This is a genomic window from Streptomyces sp. BF23-19 (assembly GCF_041106355.1).
Lineage (GTDB): Bacteria > Actinomycetota > Actinomycetes > Streptomycetales > Streptomycetaceae > Streptomyces > Streptomyces virginiae_A.
The window spans coordinates 55,774-73,545 of sequence record NZ_JBGBPT010000028.1; the positions used below are offsets into that span (position 1 = coordinate 55,774).

Sequence of the window (17,772 nt, forward strand, 5' to 3'; positions counted from 1 at the left end):
GTCGGGCAGACAGCAGAGCGGGCGGCGCGGTGACGGGTCGTCGCACTGTACGAGGGGGAGCCGACGACCCGAGCTACCTCTTGGCGAGGCTCTTCAGTGAAGCGCCTCCACGGGTCCGCGCGGCAGAGTGCGCATCGCATTTATGCGCGTACACGGTTCACACCCCGTGTGAACCGCGCACCCACTAGCCTGAGACCGACGAGCCCTTGGAGCGGCCCATGCAGCCCAATGTCCTGCTCGATGCCCTCCTCGCCGAGGCGGGCATGTCCCACGCCGGACTCGCCGCGTACGTGAACCAGGCAGGCCGCACCCGCGGTCTCGCCCTGCGCTACGAACACACCGCCGTGACGCGGTGGTTGAAGGGCCAGCGGCCCCGAGGCCAGGTCCCCGACCTGATCTGCGAGGTGCTCGGCGGGCGATTGCGGCGACCGCTGGGGCTGGACGACATCGGGCTCGGCGCGGCGGACCAGCCTGTCCCGCTGCACGCCTCACCGCTCAGCGGGTTCGTGGACCGGGCCGCCGCCCTGTGGCGTTCCGACGTCCAGGCCCGGCCCCAACTGCTGGCCGCCGAGGCGGTCACCGGGACGCCCGCCGTCATCCCGGTGTGGGAGTGGGAGAATCCGCCGGAGGACGCCGACGTCTCCCGCGAGGGCCCGAATCCGGTCGGTCCCGAGCACATCGAGATCCTGAAGTCCGCCCGCGCCCACTACGAGCTGATGTACCGCCGGGCCGGGGGACTGGCCACGCGGGACCGGATCGTCCGCTTCCTGGGCAGCGAGACCGCGCCCTTGCTGCGCGGGAGCTACTCCGACGACCTCGGCCGCCGGCTGCACCGGGCCACGGGGTCCCTGGTGGCGGTGGCGGGGATCTGCGCGTACGACTCGGACGCCCACGGCTTGGCCCAGCGCTACTTCCACCAGGCCCTGCGTCTGGCCAAGGCGAGCGGGGACCGGGGGCTCGGCGCGTACGTCATCGCGCTGATCGTCAACCAGTCCCTGCACCTGCGGGAGTACCGCCAGGCCGTCGCCTTCGCCGAGGCCGCGCTGCGCGCCGCCGGGCGCCACACCACCCCGGCGCTGGCCGCCGACCTGTACGCGATGCAGGCCAAGGCCTACGCCCAACTCGGCGACACCGGTGCCGCCATGGCCTGCATCCGCAAGGCCGAGGCGGCCGCCGAGCGGATCAGCCCGGGCAGCGAACCGGACGAGACCGGCTACGTACAGCCGGGGCTCGTCAACGTCCAGGTCGCCGAGGCGCTGCTCAGTCTGGGCGATCTGGAAGCCGCGCGGGTCCAGGCGACCGCCGCCGTCGGCACCCAGGCGCACGACCGCGGCCGGGTGCACCGGCTGGCGATGCTGTGCGAGATCCAGTTGCGTCAGGGGGAGGCGGACCGGGCCGCGGCGTCCGCGGCCGAGATGGCCGAGCGGGCCAAGGGAATGGAGTCGCTGCGCCTGCGGGACCGGTTGCGGGCGGTCCGCGAACAGCTTCTGACCAGCGGTTGTACGGGCGCGGAGGAGACCGCGAGGCTCATCGACGGGGCGCTGCGCGTTCCGCTGTGACGGGCCGAGCTGCTGCCATGTTGCCACCTACTCGAACGGAAGGTGGCACAACCGTGCAGTGGATGAACCTGAGTGAGCAGACCGTGTACAAGAACCGTTGGTTCGACGTGAACCTCGCCGATGTGGAACTCCCCGACGGCCGACACCTGGACCACTTCGTGATCCGGCTGCGGCCGGTCGCCGTCGCCACGGCCGTCAACGAGGCCAACGAGGTGCTGCTGCTCTGGCGGCACCGCTTCATCACCGACAGCTGGGGCTGGGAACTGCCCGCCGGGGTGGTCGAGGACGGCGAGGACATCGCGGTCGCGGCGGCCCGCGAGATGGAGGAGGAGTCGGGCTGGCGACCCGGCCCGCTCCACCACCTCATGACCGTCGAGCCGTCCAACGGACTGACCGATGCCCGCCACCACCTCTACTGGGCGGACGGTGCCACCCACATCGGGCATCCCGAGGACGACTTCGAGTCCTCGCGCCGGGAGTGGGTCCCGCTGGAACTCGTGCCGGACATGATCGCCCGGGGAGAGATCCCGGCCGCCAACATGGCGGCCGGGCTGCTCCTGCTGCACCATCTGCGCCTCGGCCAACCGTAGGGGCCGGCCGTACGGATCAGCCGTACGGGTAGAAGCCCGCGCCCGTCTTGCGGCCCAGGCGGCCGGCGTCGACCATGCGCTGGAGCAGCGGGGGAGCGGCGTACAGCGGCTCCTTGTACTCGGCGTACATCGAGTCGGCGATCGACGCGATGGTGTCGAGGCCGATCAGGTCGGACAGCTTGAGCGGGCCCATCGGGTGGGCGCAGCCCAGCTCCATGCCGTTGTCGATGTCCTCGCGGCTGGCGATGCCCGACTCGAACATCCGGATCGCGGAGAGCAGGTACGGGACGAGGAGCGCGTTGACGACGAACCCGGACCGGTCCTGGGCGCGGACCGCGTGCTTGCCCAGCACGTCCCGCACCAGGGCCTCGGCCCGCTTGACCGTGTCCTCGCCCGTGGTCAGCGCCGGGATCAGCTCGACGAGCTTCTGCACCGGGGCCGGGTTGAAGAAGTGGATGCCGATGACCTGGTCCGGCCGCGAGGTCGCGACGGCCAGCTTGACCAGCGGGATCGAGGAGGTGTTGGAGGCCAGGATCGCGTCCGGGCGGGTGATCACCTGGTCGAGGACCTGGAAGATCTCCGTCTTGACCTGCTCGTTCTCGACGACCGCCTCGATGACGAGGTCACGGTCGGCGAACTCGCCGAGGTCGGTGGTGAAGGTGAGGCGGGCCAGGGTGGCGTCCCGCTCCTCTTCGGTGATCTTGCCGCGTTCGGCGGCCTTGGTCAGGGAGTTGTGCAGCCGGGTACGGCCGATCTCCAGGGCTTCGCCGGTGGTCTCGGCGACCTTGACCTCAAGGCCACTACGGGCGCACACCTCGGCGATACCCGCGCCCATCTGGCCACAGCCCACTACGCCGACCCGTGTGATGTCGGAAGGGAGGTCAGTCACTTCGTGCCTTTCGCAGCTCATCCGTCGGCGGGTCCCCCGTACGATTCCGGCGCCCGCCACGCCCCCCGACGTTACTCCCGACCTTGCGCCGGGCGGCGGGCCGGGGCGGGCATGCTGGGCGGACACCGCGCAATGTCACTCAGCGAAACGGAGCTGTCACATGACGTACATCGGTCGACGGGCCCTGCTGGCCGGAGCCATGGGGGTGATCGCCGCAGCCACGGCCGGGTCGGCGGCCGCCGCGCCGCGGACCTCCGCGAGGATCCCCGGGGGGCGGGCGGGCGCCGCCGACTTCCGCGGGATGTGGATCGCCTCCGTGTCGAACGTGGACTGGCCCTCCGAGAGCGGGCTCTCCGCGGCGCGCCAGCGGTCGGAGCTGCTCGCCCTCCTCGACACCGCGGTCGAGCGGCGCCTGGGCGCGGTGGTCCTCCAGGTCCGGCCGGCGGCGGACGCGCTCTGGCCCTCGAAGCTGGAGCCCTGGTCGCAGTGGCTGACCGGGGAGCAGGGCGTCGATCCCGGCTGGGACCCGCTGGGCACGGCGCTCAAGGAGGCGCACGCCCGCGGGCTGGAGCTGCACGCCTGGTTCAACCCGTTCCGCGTGGCCAATCACACCGACCTCGACCGGTTGGCGTCCTCGCACCCGGCGAGGCGCAACCCGGACTGGACGGTGGAGTACGGCGGCAAGCTCTACTACAACCCCGGTCTGCCCGAGGTGCGACGCTTCGTCCAGGACGCCATGTTCGACGCCGTCTCCCGCTACCCGCTGGACGCCGTGCACTGGGACGACTACTTCTACCCCTACCCGGTGGCGGGGGAGTACTTCGACGACGACGAGGCCTTCGAGGAGTACGGGGCGGGCTTCGCCTCGCGCGCCGCCTGGCGTCGCGGCAACATCGACACCCTGGTCCGTGAGATGTCCGTACGGCTGCGGGCGCTCGACCCGGCTCCCCGCTTCGGGATCAGTCCGTTCGCGGTGTGGCGCAACTCCGACCGGGACCCGGCCGGTTCACCGACGCGCGCGGGCCTCGGTACGTACGACGACCTGTACGCGGACACCCGCAAGTGGGTCAGGGAGGGTTGGATCGACTACATCGTGCCGCAGGCGTACTGGCACATCGGGCACCCGACCGCCGACTACGCGGACATCGTGCCCTGGTGGGCGCGGACCGTCGCCGGTACGGGCGTGGACCTGTACGTGGGGGAGGGGCTGTACCGCTGCGACGAGGACAGCCCCACCGAGGCCTGGCGCGACCCCGGTGAGCTGTCGAAGCACCTGACGTTCGCCGCCGGGTACCCGGAGGTCCGCGGCCACGTCTACTTCTCGGCGAAGCAGGTGGCCGCGGACCCCAACGGGGCGATGGCCCGGGTGGTCGCCGACCACTACCGGTCGGCGGCGTCCCGGCGCTGATTCAGTGAGGGGGCTCTGCGGGGTGGCGGACCGTGCAGTCGGGTCCGGGAGCCATCAGTGCCTCGTGTCCGTCCTGGAAGCGGACCCGGTACGGGGGGGTTCCGTTCTCGCCCAGGACCTGGGTGATCTCGCCCACCTTGTCGTGCTGTCCGACGATCCTGCCGTGCTGCACCAGCTGGTCGCCCTCAGTCGCGCGCATACTGACCTCCTCGGTGGCGGTCCGATCCGGTGCTTGCAGTTTAGGTCGTCATGGGGCTATTTGACCCGTTGGGTCACCGCGATGCAGACGAGTACGCCGCAGGCGGCGGCCGGTGCGGCGGGGGAGAGGTGCTCGCCCAGCAGGGCCACCGACCAGACGAGGGTCAGCAGCGGTTGGGCGAGCTGGAGCTGGCTGGCCCGCGGTGCGCCGATCTCGGCCATGCCCCGGTACCAGACGTACAGGCCGAGGAAGGTGGAGCCGGCCGCCGCCCAGATCAGCCCGGCGAGCCCGTGGCCGGTGAGGTGCACCGGCTCGTACGCGAGCCCGGCCACGGAGCCGGCCAGGCTGAGCGGCAGGCACAGGACCAGCGCCCAGCCGATCACCTGCCAGCCGGGCAGCGTCCGGGCCAGGCGGCCGCCCTCGGTGTATCCGGCGGCGCACACCAGCAGGGCGCCGAACAGATAGGCGTCGCCCGCCGAGAGGGCGCCGCCGCTCTGCGCGAGCGTGCCGTCACATACGACGAACGCGATCACGACCGCGGCACCGGCGAGCGCCGCGGCCCAGAAGGCGCGCGAAGGGCGGGCCCCGGTACGCAGCGCGGACAGCGCGGCGGTGGTGAGCGGCAGGAGGCCGACCACCACGGCGGCGTGCGAGGTCGTGGAGGTGGTCAGCGCGAGGGTGGTGAGCATCGGGAAGCCGACGACCACCCCGGCGGCGACGACGGCCAGCCCCGCCCAGTGCTCACGGGCCGGCAGCGGGACCCGACAGGCCAGCAGGAAGGCGCCGGCGATGGCGGCGGCGAGGACACTGCGCAGCGCTACCAGCGACCACGGACCGAAGCTCTCCAGTCCCCAGGCGGTGGCGGGGAAGGTCAGCGAGAAGGCGACGACGCCGAGCAGGGCGAGAGCGGTGCCCCGGCGTACCGGATTCTTGACCGCTATCGTGGTCGGGAGAGTAGCGCTATTCTGTGCTGTCATGTACGAGCGTAGCAGTGTGGCGGACCTGGCTGAATCTCTGCGGGTCGAAATCAACCGCTACTCGGTGGGTGGAAAGCTCCCGTCGAGTCGGGCCCTGGTGGAGCGCTACCGGGTCAGCCCCGTCACCGTCTCCCGGGCCCTCGCGCAGCTCGCCGCCGAGGGCCTCGTCGTCACCCGGCCCGGCGCGGGGGTCTTCCGCGCCGCACCGCGTACGGCGGCCCCCGCGCCCGGCGACACCTCCTGGCAGGAGGTCGCGCTCAGCGCCGAGGGAGCCGGGGAGATCGTCCCGCGCTCCGTCGACGCCACCGGAGTGCTGGGCTCGCTGGCCGCGCCGCCGCCCGGGGTGATCGAACTCAACGGCGGCTACCTGCACCACTCCCTGCAGCCCGAGCGGGCCATGGCGGCCGCGCTGGCCCGGGCGGGACGGCGGCCCGGAGCCTGGGGGCGCCCGCCCCTGGAGGGGCTGCCCGAGCTGCGCGACTGGTTCGCCCGGGAGATCGGCGGCGCGGTCGTCGCCGCCGACGTCCTGATCACCGCCGGTGGGCAGAGCGCGCTGGCCACCGCCCTGCGGGCGCTCGCCCCGCCCGGCGCGCCGATCCTGGTGGAGTCCCCGACCTACCCCGGGCTGCTGGCCATCGCCAGGGCCTCCGGCTGCCGGCCCGTGCCCGTCCCGGTGGACGCCGAGGGGGTCCGGCCGGAGCTGCTGGCCGCCGCCTTCGAAGCGACCGGCGCGCGGGTGTTCGTATGTCAGCCGCTGTTCCAGAATCCGACCGGAGCCGTACTGGCTCCGGGGCGGCGGGCCGAGGTGCTGCGCATCGCGCGGGCCGCGGGGGCCTTCGTGGTCGAGGACGACTACGCCCGGTCCCTGGTCCACGAGGGCGCGGGTCCGCTGCCCGCGACCCTGGCCGCCGAGGACGTGGACGGGGTCGTGGTGCACGTCCGGTCGCTGACCAAGGCCACCTCACCCAGCCTGCGGGTGGGCGCCCTGGCCGCCCGGGGCCCGGTGGTCGACCGGCTGCGCGCCATCCAGATCGTGGACTCCTTCTTCGTGCCCCGGCCGCTCCAGGAGGCCGCCCTGGAACTCGTCGGCGCGCCCGCCTGGCCCCGCCACCTGCGGACGGTGGCCGCCGAGCTGCGCCACCGGCGGGACGTGCTCGCGGGGGCCCTGCGCCGCGAGCTGCCCGCGCTGGAGCTGCCGCATCTGCCGTACGGCGGATACCAGTTGTGGGTGCGGCCGAACGGGTACGGCGACGACACGGCCTTCGCGGCGGCCGCGCTGCGCGCCGGGGTGGCGGTGGCGCCCGGCCGCCCGTACTTCTGCGCGGAGCCGCCGGGACCGCACGTCCGGCTGAGCTTCGCCGGGGTCTCGGGCCCCGGCGAACTGGTCGAGGCGGTCCAGCGGCTGCGCACCGGTCTGCCGGACGGCCTCGGTCCGGACGCTTGACCCGGTGCGGTATGCGGATCACCATCACCGCATGCATGTTCGGGTCTCGCTCGTCGCCGCAGCCCGTAGTTCCTCGCTGCTCGCCGAGCGCTTCGACGACGACCGCCCGCTGGACGGAACCGGCTGGCGGTCGGTGGAGTCCGCCGCGCAGGGCCTCGTACCCCTGGGCTCGGCCGAGCTGCGCTACTGCTCGCCGACCCCGCGCAGCCGCGCCACGGGCGAGGCCCTCGGCTATGCGCCCCTCGCGCAGCCCGCGCTGCGCGAGTGCGACATGGGCCGCTGGCGGGGGCTGACCCTGGCCGAGGTGACCGCCCACGAGCCCGGGGCGGTGGACCTGTGGCTCAGTGATCCGCGGTCCGCCCCGCACGGCGGCGAGTCCCTGCTCGCCTTCATCTCCCGGATCGGCGGCTGGCTCGACACCCGGCCGGCCGACGACGGGGGTCAGATCGTGGCGGTGGCGGAGCCCTCGGTGGTCCGGGCGGCCCTGGTGTACGCGCTGAAGGCGCCGCCGCTGACCTACTGGAACGTGGACGTCCGGCCGCTGTCCACGATGACCCTCACGGGCTGGTCCGGCAGTTGGCACCTGAGTCTGCAGGCCCCGGCGTAATCCGGTTGTAGGGGTCGGGGCCCCCTCCTAGCCTGCGGGAATGACCGAGATTCGCATCACCACGCTCGCCGAGCGCCCTGAACTGGCGGACCGGCTCGGGGACATGGACGACCCGTGGCCCGAGTTCGCCACCCACGACTCCCTCGCCTGGCTGCTGTACCCGCGGATGGAGGCCGAGCTGGCCGACTACGTCCTGGTCGCCACGGACGGGGACGCGGTGGTCGCCCGCGGCTACAGCGTGCCCTTCGCCCTGCACGTGGACGGCCGCGACGGGCGGCTGCCCGCGCAGGGCTGGGACCGCGTGCTCATGTGGGCCTTCTCCGACCTGCGCCGCGGGGTGCGACCCGACACGGTGAGCGCGATCGAGATCACCGTCGCCCGCGACCGCCAGGGCGAGGGGCTCTCCGGGCGCATGCTGGCCGCGATGCGGGACAACGCCCGGGCCCGCGGCTTCACCGAGGTGGTGGCACCGGTGCGGCCCAGCGGAAAGCCGGCCGAGCCCGACACCTCGATCCAGGAGTACGCGTACCGCACCCGCGAGGACGGCCTCCCGTACGACCCGTGGCTGCGCGTCCACGTCCGCGCGGGCGGGGTCATCGACTCGGTCGCGCCGCTGTCGATGACGATCACGGGCTCGCTCGCCCAGTGGCGCGCGTGGACCGGGCTGCCCTTCGACGCCGCCGGACCCGTGCGCGTCCCGGGTGCCCTGGCGCCCGTACGGTGCGAGCCGGAGCAGGGCTATGCGGTCTATGTGGAGCCGAACGTATGGGTCAGGCACCGGCTGGCCGAACGGGCGGGGTCCGCGCGGCCGTGAGGCCCTCCGTCGGGGGCGGCCCGCCAGGGGCCCGGCGGCCGTGGCCGCGCCCGACGCTACCGGCGGAATCGCCGCCGCGGCCGGGCCTTTCCTGCTAGACATCTTCCTGGAGGCGCCGCGCGCGGGATGCTTCGGTAGGACCCTCTCCCAGAGATCCAAGGCATTGCATAAACGTGCAGAAGTACGTATAGTCATGCCATCGATGAGGAGGGTCCGATGGTGGTACGTGTAGCGGTGGCCGGTGCGAGCGGGTACGCGGGCGGAGAAGTCCTGCGTCTCCTGCTCTCGCACCCCGAGGTGGAGATCGGCGCCTTGACCGGCAACTCCAACGCCGGACAGCTCCTCGGCTCCCTGCAACCCCACCTCGTGCCGCTCGCGGGACGCACCCTGGAGGCGACCACCTCCGAGGTCCTCGCCGGCCACGATGTCGTCTTCCTCGCCCTCCCGCACGGCCAGTCCGCCGCCGTCGCCGCCCAGCTCGGCGAGGACGTCCTCGTCGTCGACATGGGCGCCGACCACCGGCTCAAGGACTCCGCAGACTGGGACGCCTTCTACGGGGCCCCGCACGCCGGTACCTGGCCCTACGGGCTCCCCGAACTGCCGGGCGCCCGCGAGGCCCTGGCCGGCACCAGGCGCATCGCCGTCCCCGGCTGCTTCCCCACCGCCGTCTCCCTCGCGCTCTTCCCCGCCTACCAGGGGAAGTTCGCCGAGCCGGAAGCCGTGATCGTCGCCGCCACCGGCACCTCCGGCGCGGGCAAGGCCCTCAAGCCGCACCTGCTCGGCGCGGAGGTCATGGGCTCGGTGACCCCGTACGGCGTGGGCGGCGGACACCGCCACACGCCCGAGATGGTGCAGAACCTCAGCCCGCTCGCGGGAGAGCGCGTGTCGGTCTCCTTCACGCCGACCCTCGTGCCCATGGCCCGCGGCATCCTCGCCACGTGCTCGGCCAAGGCGCTCCCCGGCACCACCGCCGAATCGCTGCGCGCCGCGTACGAGAAGGCCTACGCCGACGAGCCCTTCGTCCACCTGCTGCCCGAGGGCCGGATGCCGTCCACCAAATCCGTCCACGGTTCCAACGCCGTCCACGTCCAGGTCGCCTACGACGAGTCCGCCCGCCGGATCATCGCCGTCAGCGCCATCGACAACCTGACCAAGGGCACCGCCGGCGGCGCGGTGCAGAGCATGAACATCGCCCTGGGGCTTCACGAGAGCCTGGGTCTTTCGACGATCGGAGTCGCACCGTGAGCGTCACGGCAGCACAGGGATTCACGGCAGCGGGCATCGCCGCCGGGATCAAGGCCAACGGCAACCCCGACCTGGCCCTCGTGGTCAACAACGGGCCGAGTCTGGCCGCCGCGGGCGTCTTCACCTCCAACCGCGTCAAGGCCGCCCCCGTGCACTGGTCCGAGCAGGTCCTGCGGGGCGCCGCCGTCAGCGCGGTCGTCCTGAACTCCGGCGGCGCCAACGCCTGCACCGGCCCCAAGGGCTTCCAGGACACCCACGCCACCGCGGAGAAGGTCGCCACCACCCTCAACGAACAGGGTCTCGGCGGCGACTTCAACGCCGGCGAGATCGCGGTCGCCTCCACCGGCCTGATCGGCGTCCTGCTCCCCATGGACAAGCTGCTCCCCGGCATCGAGACCGCCGCCGCGGCCCTGTCCGCGGACGGCGGCGAGGCCGCCGCCATCGCCATCAAGACCACCGACACCGTGCACAAGACGGCCACCGTCTCGCAGGGCGGCTGGACCGTCGGAGGCATGGCCAAGGGTGCGGGCATGCTCGCCCCGGGCCTGGCCACCATGCTCGTCGTCCTCACCACCGACGCCGACCTGGACAGCGCCACCCTCGACAAGGCGCTGCGCGCCGCCACCCGCACCACCTTCGACCGGGTCGACTCCGACGGCTGCATGTCCACCAACGACACGGTGCTGCTGCTCGCCTCCGGCGCCTCCGGCCAGGTGCCGGCGTACGAGGACTTCGCGGAGGCCGTGCGCAAGGTGTGCGACGACCTGGCCCGTCAGCTCATCGGCGACGCCGAGGGCGCCAGCAAGGACATCCGCATCGAGGTCATCGGTGCGCTGACCGAGGACGACGCGGTCGAGGTCGGCCGGTCCATCGCCCGGAACAATCTGCTCAAGTGCGCCATCCACGGCGAGGACCCGAACTGGGGCCGGGTGCTCTCCGCGATCGGCACCACCAAGGCCGCCTTCGACCCGGACCGGCTGAACGTCGCCATCAACGACGTCTGGGTCTGCCGGAACGGATCGGTCGGCGACGACCGCGATCTGGTCTCCATGAAGGGCCGCGAGGTCCGGATCACCGCCGACCTGTCGAACGGCAGCGAGTCCGCCGTGATCTGGGGCAACGACCTGACCGCCGAGTACGTCCACGAGAACAGCGCCTACTCCTCATGAGCGACGAGAAGGCCGGCCTGCCCGGCACCTCCGGCGGCACCGCCCGCAAGCACACCGCCCTGCCCAAGGCGCAGATCCTCATCGAGGCCCTGCCGTGGCTCACCCGCCACAACGGCAAGATCGTCGTCATCAAGTTCGGCGGCAACGCCATGATCGACGAGGAACTCAAGGCCGCCTTCGCCCAGGACGTGGTCTTCCTGCGCCAGGCCGGCCTGAAGCCGGTCGTGGTGCACGGCGGCGGCCCCCAGATCAACGCCCAGCTCGACAAGCAGGGCCTGGTCAGCGAGTTCAAGGCGGGGCTGCGCGTCACGACCCCGGAGGCCATGGACGTCGTACGGATGGTCCTGGCGGGCCACGTCCAGCGCGAACTGGTCGGGCTGCTCAACCAGCACGGGCCGCTGGCCGTCGGCATGACCGGCGAGGACGCCCGCACCATGATCGCGACCAAGCACAGCCCGGAGATCGGCGGCGAGGTCATCGACATCGGCCGGGTCGGGGAGATCACCTCCATCGACACCGGCGCCATCGAGGCCCTGCTGGCGGACGGCCGGATCCCGGTCATCTCCTCCATCGCCGGCAGCGCCGACGACCACCACGTCTACAACGTCAACGCCGACACGGCGGCCGCGGCGCTCGCCGCCGCGCTCGGCGCCGAGACGCTGATGGTCCTCACCGACGTCGAAGGCCTGTACGCGGACTGGCCGAACAGCGACGAGGTCATCAGCAAGCTCACCGTCAGTGAGCTGGAGAAGCTGCTGCCCGAGCTGTCCAGCGGCATGGTGCCCAAGATGGAGGGCTGCCTGCACGCCGTACGCAACGGCGTGAACACCGCCCGCGTGCTCGACGGGCGGGTCCAGCACTCGATCCTGCTGGAGATCTTCACGGACTCCGGCATCGGCACGATGGTCGTGCCCGACCACCAGTCAGGGGGAACGCAATGACGAAGGGCACCGGCAATCAGGAGTACGGCGCGCGCTGGCAGGGGGCGCTGGCCAACAACTACGGCACCCCCGCGGTCGCGCTGGTACGGGGCGAGGGCGCCCAGGTCTGGGACGCCGACGGCAAGCAGTACACCGACTTCGTCGGCGGTATCGCGGTCAACGCCCTCGGGCACGCCCACCCGGCGATCGTGGCGGCCGTGACCGAGCAGATCTCCACCCTCGGCCACGTCTCCAACCTCTTCATCTCCGAGCCGGTCGTCGCGCTCGGCGAGCGGCTGCTCCAGCTCTTCGGCCGCCCCGGCAAGGTCTTCTTCTGCAACTCGGGCGCCGAGTCCATCGAGGCCGCCTTCAAGATCGGCCGGCTGACCGGGCGGACCCACATGGTCGCCACCGACGGCGGCTTCCACGGCCGGACCATGGGCGCCCTCGCGCTCACCGGCCAGCCCAAGAAGCAGGAGCCCTTCCGGCCGCTGCCGGGCGACGTCACGCACGTCCCGTTCGGTGACGTCGAGGCTCTGCGGGCCGCCGTCACCGAGGAGACCGCGCTCGTCGTCATCGAGCCCATCCAGGGCGAGAACGGCGTCGTCGTACCCCCCGCCGGGTACCTGACGGCCGCCCGCGAGATCACCCGCGCCACCGGCACCCTGCTCGTCCTCGACGAGGTCCAGACCGGCATCGGCCGGTGCGGCCAGTGGTTCGAGCACCAGGCCCACGAGGACGTCGAGCCCGACATCGTCACCCTCGCCAAGGGCCTGGGCGGCGGTCTGCCGATCGGCGCGGTGGTCGCCTTCGGCCCCGTCGCCGACCTGCTGCAGCCGGGCCAGCACGGCACCACCTTCGGCGGGAACCCGGTCGCCTGCGCGGCCGGCCTCGCCGTCATCGACACGATCGCCACGGGCGGGCTGCTCGACCAGGTCAAGGCCCGGGGGGAGCGGCTGCGCTCCGGGATCGAGGCCTCGGGCCACGCCCTGGTCTCCCACGTCCGGGGCTCGGGACTACTGCTGGGTATCGTGCTGACCGAGCCGCTCGCCGCCCGGGTGCAGCAGGCGGCTCAGGACGCCGGCTTCCTGGTCAACGCGCCCGCCCCCGACGTCGTACGGCTCATGCCCCCGTACGTGCTCACCGAGGACGAGGCGGACGCGTTCGTCCGGGCCCTGCCCGGCATCCTTGACGCAGCGGGCGGGGACGGATCCGGAGAATGAGACGACGATGAGTCAGGCGCAGGACAACGAGCAAGGCGGCCAGGCCGTCCCGCAGACCCGCACCGCGCGTCACCGCCGGATCGTGGACATCCTCAACCGGCAGCCGGTCCGTTCCCAGAGCCAGCTGGCCAAGCTGCTCGCTGACGACGGGTTGAGCGTCACCCAGGCGACGCTCTCGCGCGACCTCGACGAGCTGGGCGCGGTGAAGATCCGCAACACCGGCGGCGAGCTGATCTACGCGGTGCCCAGCGAGGGCGGCTTCCGCACCCCGCAGGCCCCGCTCGGCGAGTCCGCGAAGGAGGAGCGCATGCGGCGCCTCTCCGGGGAACTGCTGATCTCGGCGGAGGCCTCCGCGAACCTCGTGGTCCTGCGCACCCCGCCGGGTGCGGCGCAGTTCCTCGCCTCGGCGATCGACCAGGCCGAGCTCCGGGCGATCCTCGGCACGATCGCGGGCGACGACACCCTGATGCTGATCAGTCGGGACCCGGCGGGCGGCCAGGCCCTGGCCGACCACCTGCTGCGGCTGGCGCAGAAGGAGAGCTAGATCGCCTCTTCAGGATCCTGCCGGGCCCGGCTCAGTACCGGGTCACGGCCAGGTCCCCGGACTCGGTGCCGATCGCGATGTGCGGACGGCGGCGCGGGTCCGCCCAGCGCAGGATCGCCCGCATGGCCGACTCGGGCACGGACACGCAACCGGCCGTCGCACCCTTGCCGTTGACGTGCAGGAAGATCCCGGCGCCCCGGCCGCGTACGGGCCGGTCGTAGTTGAAGGCGATCACCAGCGCGTGCGCGTACTGCTTCTCGTACGTCACCAGGTGCTCGGCCTCGCCCGGCGCGCAGTCCGCGGGCAGCGGCTCGACCCAGCGGTTGTAGTGGGCGGACGCGTTGTCCTGGCACCACCAGGAGTCACGGTTCACCCGCCGGTACACGTGGTCCGTGCCGGCCGGTGCCCGCCGGATCCCGAAGGCGTAGGGGAGTGCGTAGAGGCCTGCGGGTGTCGTATCGGTGCCCTGGGTCCGCGTCGCGCCCTCGGTCAGGCCGTTCGCGCCGAACCGGGCGGGCGCGCTCCCGGACCGGTGCCAGCGTCCCGCCCAGCGCTGCCACCAGATCACCCGGCCGGTGGTGGATCCGGGCGTGGGCGCGACAGCGGTGATGAGCTGGCTTCCCCCGCCGGTGTCGGCGAGCCGGTCGGGCAGGGGCGCCTGCGACGGGGCCTGCGGAAGCAGGGTCGTGACGATGAGTGAGACGGTGACTACAGCGGTACGCAGCACATGTCAGACGGTACGGGGCGGAAGGGGCAGCGGCAGCGCAGGCAGGCCGTCGACGCTCGATCCGATGAACTCCTTCTTCTCGCAGTACGCGGCGAACTCCTCGTCCGTCTTGCGGCCGAAGTACTCCGCGTGCAGCGTCCGCTCGCCCTGGTACTCCATCAGGGGGACGGCGTACCCGCAGACATCCGCGATCCGGCGGGCGTGGACCAGGATGATCGCCCGCGCCGACGGCCCGTCGGCGTCACCGAACAGGGCGATCAGTTCGCCCCAGCGCGGATCGTCGCGGAAGACCGCCTCGCCCTCGCCGTGGATGCGCACGATGTTGGGCGGCCCGGAGAACGCGCACCACATCAGAGTGATCCGGCCGTTCTCCCGGACGTGGGCGATGGTCTCGGCGCCACTGCCCCCGAAGTCCAGGTAGGCCAGGGTCTGTTCGTCGATGACGATGAGGGTTCCGGCGCGGCCCTTGGGGGAGAGGTTGACATGACCGTCACCCGTGAGCGGGGCCGTCGCGGTGAAGAAGATCGGCTGCTCCTCGATGAACGTGCGCAGCCGGCCGTCTATGCGTTCGTAGAGCTTTCCCATGTGCCCATTATCGGGTCGGCCGGGCCGTGCGATCGGGCAGAGCCGTCTCGGTGAGTGCCAGCCGGTCGAAGAGCGGGGCCAGTTGGTGGATGTCGAAGAGATGCGCGGACCGCTCCAGCAGAGCGCCCAGTTCGGCAGGATCCGCCCAGCCCGCCTGCAGGGAGCCCTGCCAGTTCCATTCCCGTACGGTGCCCTCGGCCAGCTCGCGCAGACCCGGATCCCGCACGTCCAGCAGGGTGACTGCGGCCCGCAGCGAGGCCATGCCGCCCTGGGCCCGCAGCAGGTGGAAGGCGGCCCGGCGGGTGTGCGTCGGACGCTCGGGGGCCACCCGCGCCATCAGCCAGTCGGCGGGCAGCGGCCCCGCGGTGGCGAGCAGGCCGCGGGAGACCTCGCGGGCCACCGCCGGCGAGGGGTCGTCGAGCAGCGACCGCAGCAGCCGCTCGTCGTCCGCGTCCAGCAGGCGCAGCCCGGCGACGGCGGCGGCCCGCACCGGGCCGCCGGGGTGCCCCAGCAGGGCGCGGAGCAGAGGCCCGTCCTCGCGGCGGGCGCACTCGGCGAAGCCGCTCACCGCGTACGGAGTCACCCGGGCCGGGTCCTTGACCAGCTCGCGGTAGCGGGCGTACGGGTCGCCGCCGTCCTGGCGGACCAGCCAGCGGGCGCAGGCCCGGACCAGCCCGGAGCGGTCGGTCAGGTACACCCCGGCCTCGGCGGCCCGCCCGGCCCCGCGCAGGGCGGTGACCCCGGAGGCGCGGACCATCGGGATGTGGGCGCCGAGCAGGAAGTCGACGGCCCGGTCGTCCGGCCCGTCGGTGGCCAGCGCGGCGAGCGCGGCGTCCGCCCACATCCGGGCGGTCGGCGGGTCCAGTTCCACGGCGGCCAGCCGGGCGAGCTCCCGTACGTCGAACTCCCCGCTCTCCAGCGAGAGCCGCGCCGCGAACCGCCGGGTCGGCAGGTCCGCGCTCTCGCGCAACTCGGCCCGCAGCGACGCGCCGCGCAGTGCCGCCGGGAGCAGCGCGGCGGCCCAGGCGCCGTGCTCGCGGCGGCCCAGCCGCAGCAGGAGCGGGGTCAGCCGGCGCACCGTGCCCGCGGGGTCGGCGTCCAGCACGGCGCGCAGCACGCGCCGGGCCTGTTCCCGTACGGCCGGAACCCAGTCGGTGCAGCGGATCGCGACGAGTTCGAGCACCGGATCCGGCGCCCGGAGCGCACCTTCGCGGACGTAGCCGTCGGGATGGCACAGCGCCACCACGTCGTCGCCGATGTACGAGGTCTCGTGCCGGTGGCGACGGAGATCGCGTACTGCCTGGTCGAAGGCGATCCAGGTGTCGGCCACGCCCCCGGGGAGCGGTACCGGCGTGTGGCCGGGATGCCCGCCGTCCATCAGCCGCTCCGCGCTCGCCCACCCCGCCCGTAGGGCCCGTTCCCGTCTGGCGCTCATGCGGCCTCCCTCTGTTGTCCGCACCGCCGAGGTTAGGCAATCGGAGGGCCGCTGCGCCTCCTCTATTTCCACTGGTCAGGCGCCTCGGCGAGGCCCGATTGACGAAACATACGGAGTAGTGCATAGTTATGCCTGTCGTTGAATGCACCGTAAGGAGAAACCCGTGACCGAGCGCGTCGTACTCGCCTACTCGGGCGGCCTGGACACCTCCGTCGCCATCGGCTGGATCGCCGAGGAGACGGGCGCCGAGGTCATCGCCGTTGCCGTGGACGTCGGCCAGGGCGGCGAGGACCTGGACGTCATCCGCAAGCGCGCGCTCGACTGCGGTGCGGTCGAGGCCGAGGTCGCCGACGCCTCCGACGAGTTCGCCAACGAGTACTGCCTCCCGGCGATCAAGGCGAACGCCCTCTACATGGACCGGTACCCGCTGGTCTCGGCGCTCTCCCGGCCGGCCATCGTCAAGCACCTGGTCGCCGCCGCCAAGAAGCACGGCGCCACGACCGTCGCCCACGGCTGCACCGGCAAGGGCAACGACCAGGTCCGCTTCGAGGCGGGCATCGTCGCCCTCGCCCCGGACCTCAAGTGCATCGCCCCGGTCCGTGACTACGCGATGACCCGGGACAAGGCGATCGCCTTCTGCGAGGAGAAGCAGCTCCCCATCGCGACCACCAAGAAGTCCCCGTACTCCATCGACCAGAACGTCTTCGGACGCGCCGTCGAGACGGGCTTCCTGGAGGACATCTGGAACGCCCCGATCGAGGACATCTACGAGTACACCTCGAACCCGGCCCTGCCGCGTGAGCCCGACGAGGTCGTCATCTCCTTCAAGGAGGGCGTCCCGGTCGCCATCGACGGCAAGCCCGTCTCCGTGCTGCAGGCCATCCAGCAGCTCAACGACCGTGCCGGAGCCCAGGGCATCGGCCGGATCGACATCGTCGAGGACCGCCTCGTGGGCATCAAGTCCCGTGAGGTGTACGAGGCCCCGGGTGCGATCGCGCTGATCACGGCCCACCAGGAGCTGGAGAACGTCACTGTCGAGCGCGAGCTGGCCCGCTACAAGCGGCAGGTCGAGCAGCGCTGGGGCGAGATGGTCTACGACGGCCTGTGGTTCTCCCCGCTCAAGCGCGCCCTGGACGGCTTCATCAACGAGGCCAACCAGCACGTCACCGGTGACATCCGGATGACCCTGCACGGCGGCCGCGCCGTCGTCACCGGCCGGAAGTCGGACGAGTCGCTGTACGACTTCAACCTCGCGACCTACGACTCGGGCGACACCTTCGACCAGTCCAAGGCCCAGGGCTTCATCGAGATCTTCGGTCTCTCCTCGAAGATCGCGGCCCGCCGCGACCTCGCCTGACCGACCAGCAGTTCGGACCGCCTCCCCGTTAGCTCCGCGGCGGGGAGGCGGTTGCACATCCGGAGCCGTGCCGGCCGTCC

The 17,772-nt window shown here is 72.4% G+C and carries 18 protein-coding genes; 12 read left to right on the forward strand and 6 right to left on the reverse strand.

Annotated elements, in window-relative coordinates:
- The first annotated feature begins 218 nt into the window (after positions 1-218).
- Together AB8A24_RS17920 and AB8A24_RS17925 are read left to right on the forward strand one after the other, a co-directional pair.
- Positions 219-1,559: a transcriptional regulator gene (locus AB8A24_RS17920; RefSeq protein ID WP_266389497.1), complete on the forward strand. Its 1,341-nt coding sequence runs from the start codon at positions 219-221 to the stop codon at positions 1,557-1,559.
- Between the two features lie 53 nt (positions 1,560-1,612).
- Positions 1,613-2,149: an NUDIX hydrolase gene (locus AB8A24_RS17925; RefSeq protein ID WP_052874060.1), complete on the forward strand. Its 537-nt coding sequence runs from the start codon at positions 1,613-1,615 to the stop codon at positions 2,147-2,149.
- A gap of 16 nt (positions 2,150-2,165) precedes the next feature.
- Here AB8A24_RS17925 and AB8A24_RS17930 read toward each other — a convergent pair whose 3' ends face one another.
- Entirely contained in the window at positions 2,166-3,059 is an 894-nt protein-coding gene (locus AB8A24_RS17930) for a 3-hydroxybutyryl-CoA dehydrogenase (RefSeq protein ID WP_051782388.1), read from the reverse strand.
- 139 nt (positions 3,060-3,198) lie between these two features.
- Here AB8A24_RS17930 and AB8A24_RS17935 point away from each other — a divergent pair, with 139 nt between their 5' ends.
- Positions 3,199-4,446 carry a family 10 glycosylhydrolase gene (locus tag AB8A24_RS17935; protein WP_328964009.1) on the forward strand — a complete coding sequence of 416 codons (1,248 nt, stop codon included), beginning with the start codon at positions 3,199-3,201 and terminating at the stop codon, positions 4,444-4,446.
- A 1-nt stretch (position 4,447) separates the two neighbouring features.
- Here the strand turns inward: AB8A24_RS17935 and AB8A24_RS17940 are convergent, their stop codons facing one another.
- The gene (locus tag AB8A24_RS17940; protein ID WP_030387130.1) at positions 4,448-4,645 is read right to left on the reverse strand and encodes a DUF1918 domain-containing protein; all 198 of its coding nucleotides are present in this window, start codon (positions 4,643-4,645) and stop codon (positions 4,448-4,450) included.
- Positions 4,646-4,701: 56 nt separating this feature from the next.
- The gene (locus tag AB8A24_RS17945; RefSeq protein WP_369476571.1) at positions 4,702-5,622 is read right to left on the reverse strand and encodes a DMT family transporter; all 921 of its coding nucleotides are present in this window, start codon (positions 5,620-5,622) and stop codon (positions 4,702-4,704) included.
- Here AB8A24_RS17945 and AB8A24_RS17950 point away from each other — a divergent pair.
- The 8 genes from AB8A24_RS17950 to AB8A24_RS17985 all read left to right on the forward strand — a co-directional run bounded on the left by AB8A24_RS17950 (position 5,621) and on the right by AB8A24_RS17985 (position 13,588).
- Entirely contained in the window at positions 5,621-7,066 is a 1,446-nt protein-coding gene (locus tag AB8A24_RS17950) for a PLP-dependent aminotransferase family protein (protein WP_328964011.1), read from the forward strand. The two genes, AB8A24_RS17945 and AB8A24_RS17950, sit on opposite strands and share 2 nt — an antisense overlap.
- Before the next feature lie 31 nt (positions 7,067-7,097).
- Positions 7,098-7,673 carry a histidine phosphatase family protein gene (locus AB8A24_RS17955; RefSeq protein WP_328964012.1) on the forward strand — a complete coding sequence of 192 codons (576 nt, stop codon included), beginning with the start codon at positions 7,098-7,100 and terminating at the stop codon, positions 7,671-7,673.
- 40 nt (positions 7,674-7,713) lie between these two features.
- Positions 7,714-8,487 carry an N-acetyltransferase gene (locus AB8A24_RS17960; protein WP_328964013.1) on the forward strand — a complete coding sequence of 258 codons (774 nt, stop codon included), beginning with the start codon at positions 7,714-7,716 and terminating at the stop codon, positions 8,485-8,487.
- 216 nt (positions 8,488-8,703) lie between these two features.
- Positions 8,704-9,732 (forward strand): N-acetyl-gamma-glutamyl-phosphate reductase, encoded by a 1,029-nt coding sequence (gene argC, locus AB8A24_RS17965; protein ID WP_328964014.1) that lies wholly within the window; start codon positions 8,704-8,706, stop codon positions 9,730-9,732.
- The gene (argJ, locus tag AB8A24_RS17970; RefSeq protein ID WP_328964015.1) at positions 9,729-10,901 is read left to right on the forward strand and encodes a bifunctional glutamate N-acetyltransferase/amino-acid acetyltransferase ArgJ; all 1,173 of its coding nucleotides are present in this window, start codon (positions 9,729-9,731) and stop codon (positions 10,899-10,901) included. Before argC ends, argJ begins: the two co-directional genes overlap by 4 nt.
- Positions 10,898-11,842, forward strand: a complete 945-nt coding sequence (gene argB / locus AB8A24_RS17975) for an acetylglutamate kinase (RefSeq protein ID WP_033222500.1) — start codon at positions 10,898-10,900, stop codon at positions 11,840-11,842. The genes argJ and argB overlap by 4 nt, the downstream gene beginning before the upstream one ends.
- Positions 11,839-13,044, forward strand: a complete 1,206-nt coding sequence (locus AB8A24_RS17980; RefSeq protein ID WP_369476574.1) for an acetylornithine transaminase — start codon at positions 11,839-11,841, stop codon at positions 13,042-13,044. Before argB ends, AB8A24_RS17980 begins: the two co-directional genes overlap by 4 nt.
- A 7-nt stretch (positions 13,045-13,051) precedes the next feature.
- Positions 13,052-13,588 (forward strand): arginine repressor, encoded by a 537-nt coding sequence (locus AB8A24_RS17985; RefSeq protein WP_030010023.1) that lies wholly within the window; start codon positions 13,052-13,054, stop codon positions 13,586-13,588.
- Positions 13,589-13,619: 31 nt separating this feature from the next.
- Here the strand turns inward: AB8A24_RS17985 and AB8A24_RS17990 are convergent, their stop codons facing one another.
- Genes AB8A24_RS17990 through AB8A24_RS18000 form a run of 3 tightly spaced genes read right to left on the reverse strand, consistent with a single transcriptional unit; the run spans position 13,620 to position 16,335 of the window.
- Positions 13,620-14,282, reverse strand: coding sequence for a L,D-transpeptidase family protein (locus AB8A24_RS17990; RefSeq protein WP_328966048.1), 663 nt, complete (start codon positions 14,280-14,282; stop codon positions 13,620-13,622).
- 36 nt (positions 14,283-14,318) lie between these two features.
- Positions 14,319-14,900, reverse strand: a complete 582-nt coding sequence (locus AB8A24_RS17995) for a pyridoxamine 5'-phosphate oxidase family protein (protein WP_369476576.1) — start codon at positions 14,898-14,900, stop codon at positions 14,319-14,321.
- A 7-nt stretch (positions 14,901-14,907) separates the two neighbouring features.
- Positions 14,908-16,335: a hypothetical protein gene (locus AB8A24_RS18000; RefSeq protein ID WP_369476578.1), complete on the reverse strand. Its 1,428-nt coding sequence runs from the start codon at positions 16,333-16,335 to the stop codon at positions 14,908-14,910.
- Between the two features lie 163 nt (positions 16,336-16,498).
- On the opposite strand from AB8A24_RS18000, the gene AB8A24_RS18005 reads away from it, so the two are divergent.
- Positions 16,499-17,692: an argininosuccinate synthase gene (locus tag AB8A24_RS18005; protein WP_030765556.1), complete on the forward strand. Its 1,194-nt coding sequence runs from the start codon at positions 16,499-16,501 to the stop codon at positions 17,690-17,692.
- Positions 17,693-17,772: the final 80 nt, after the last annotated feature.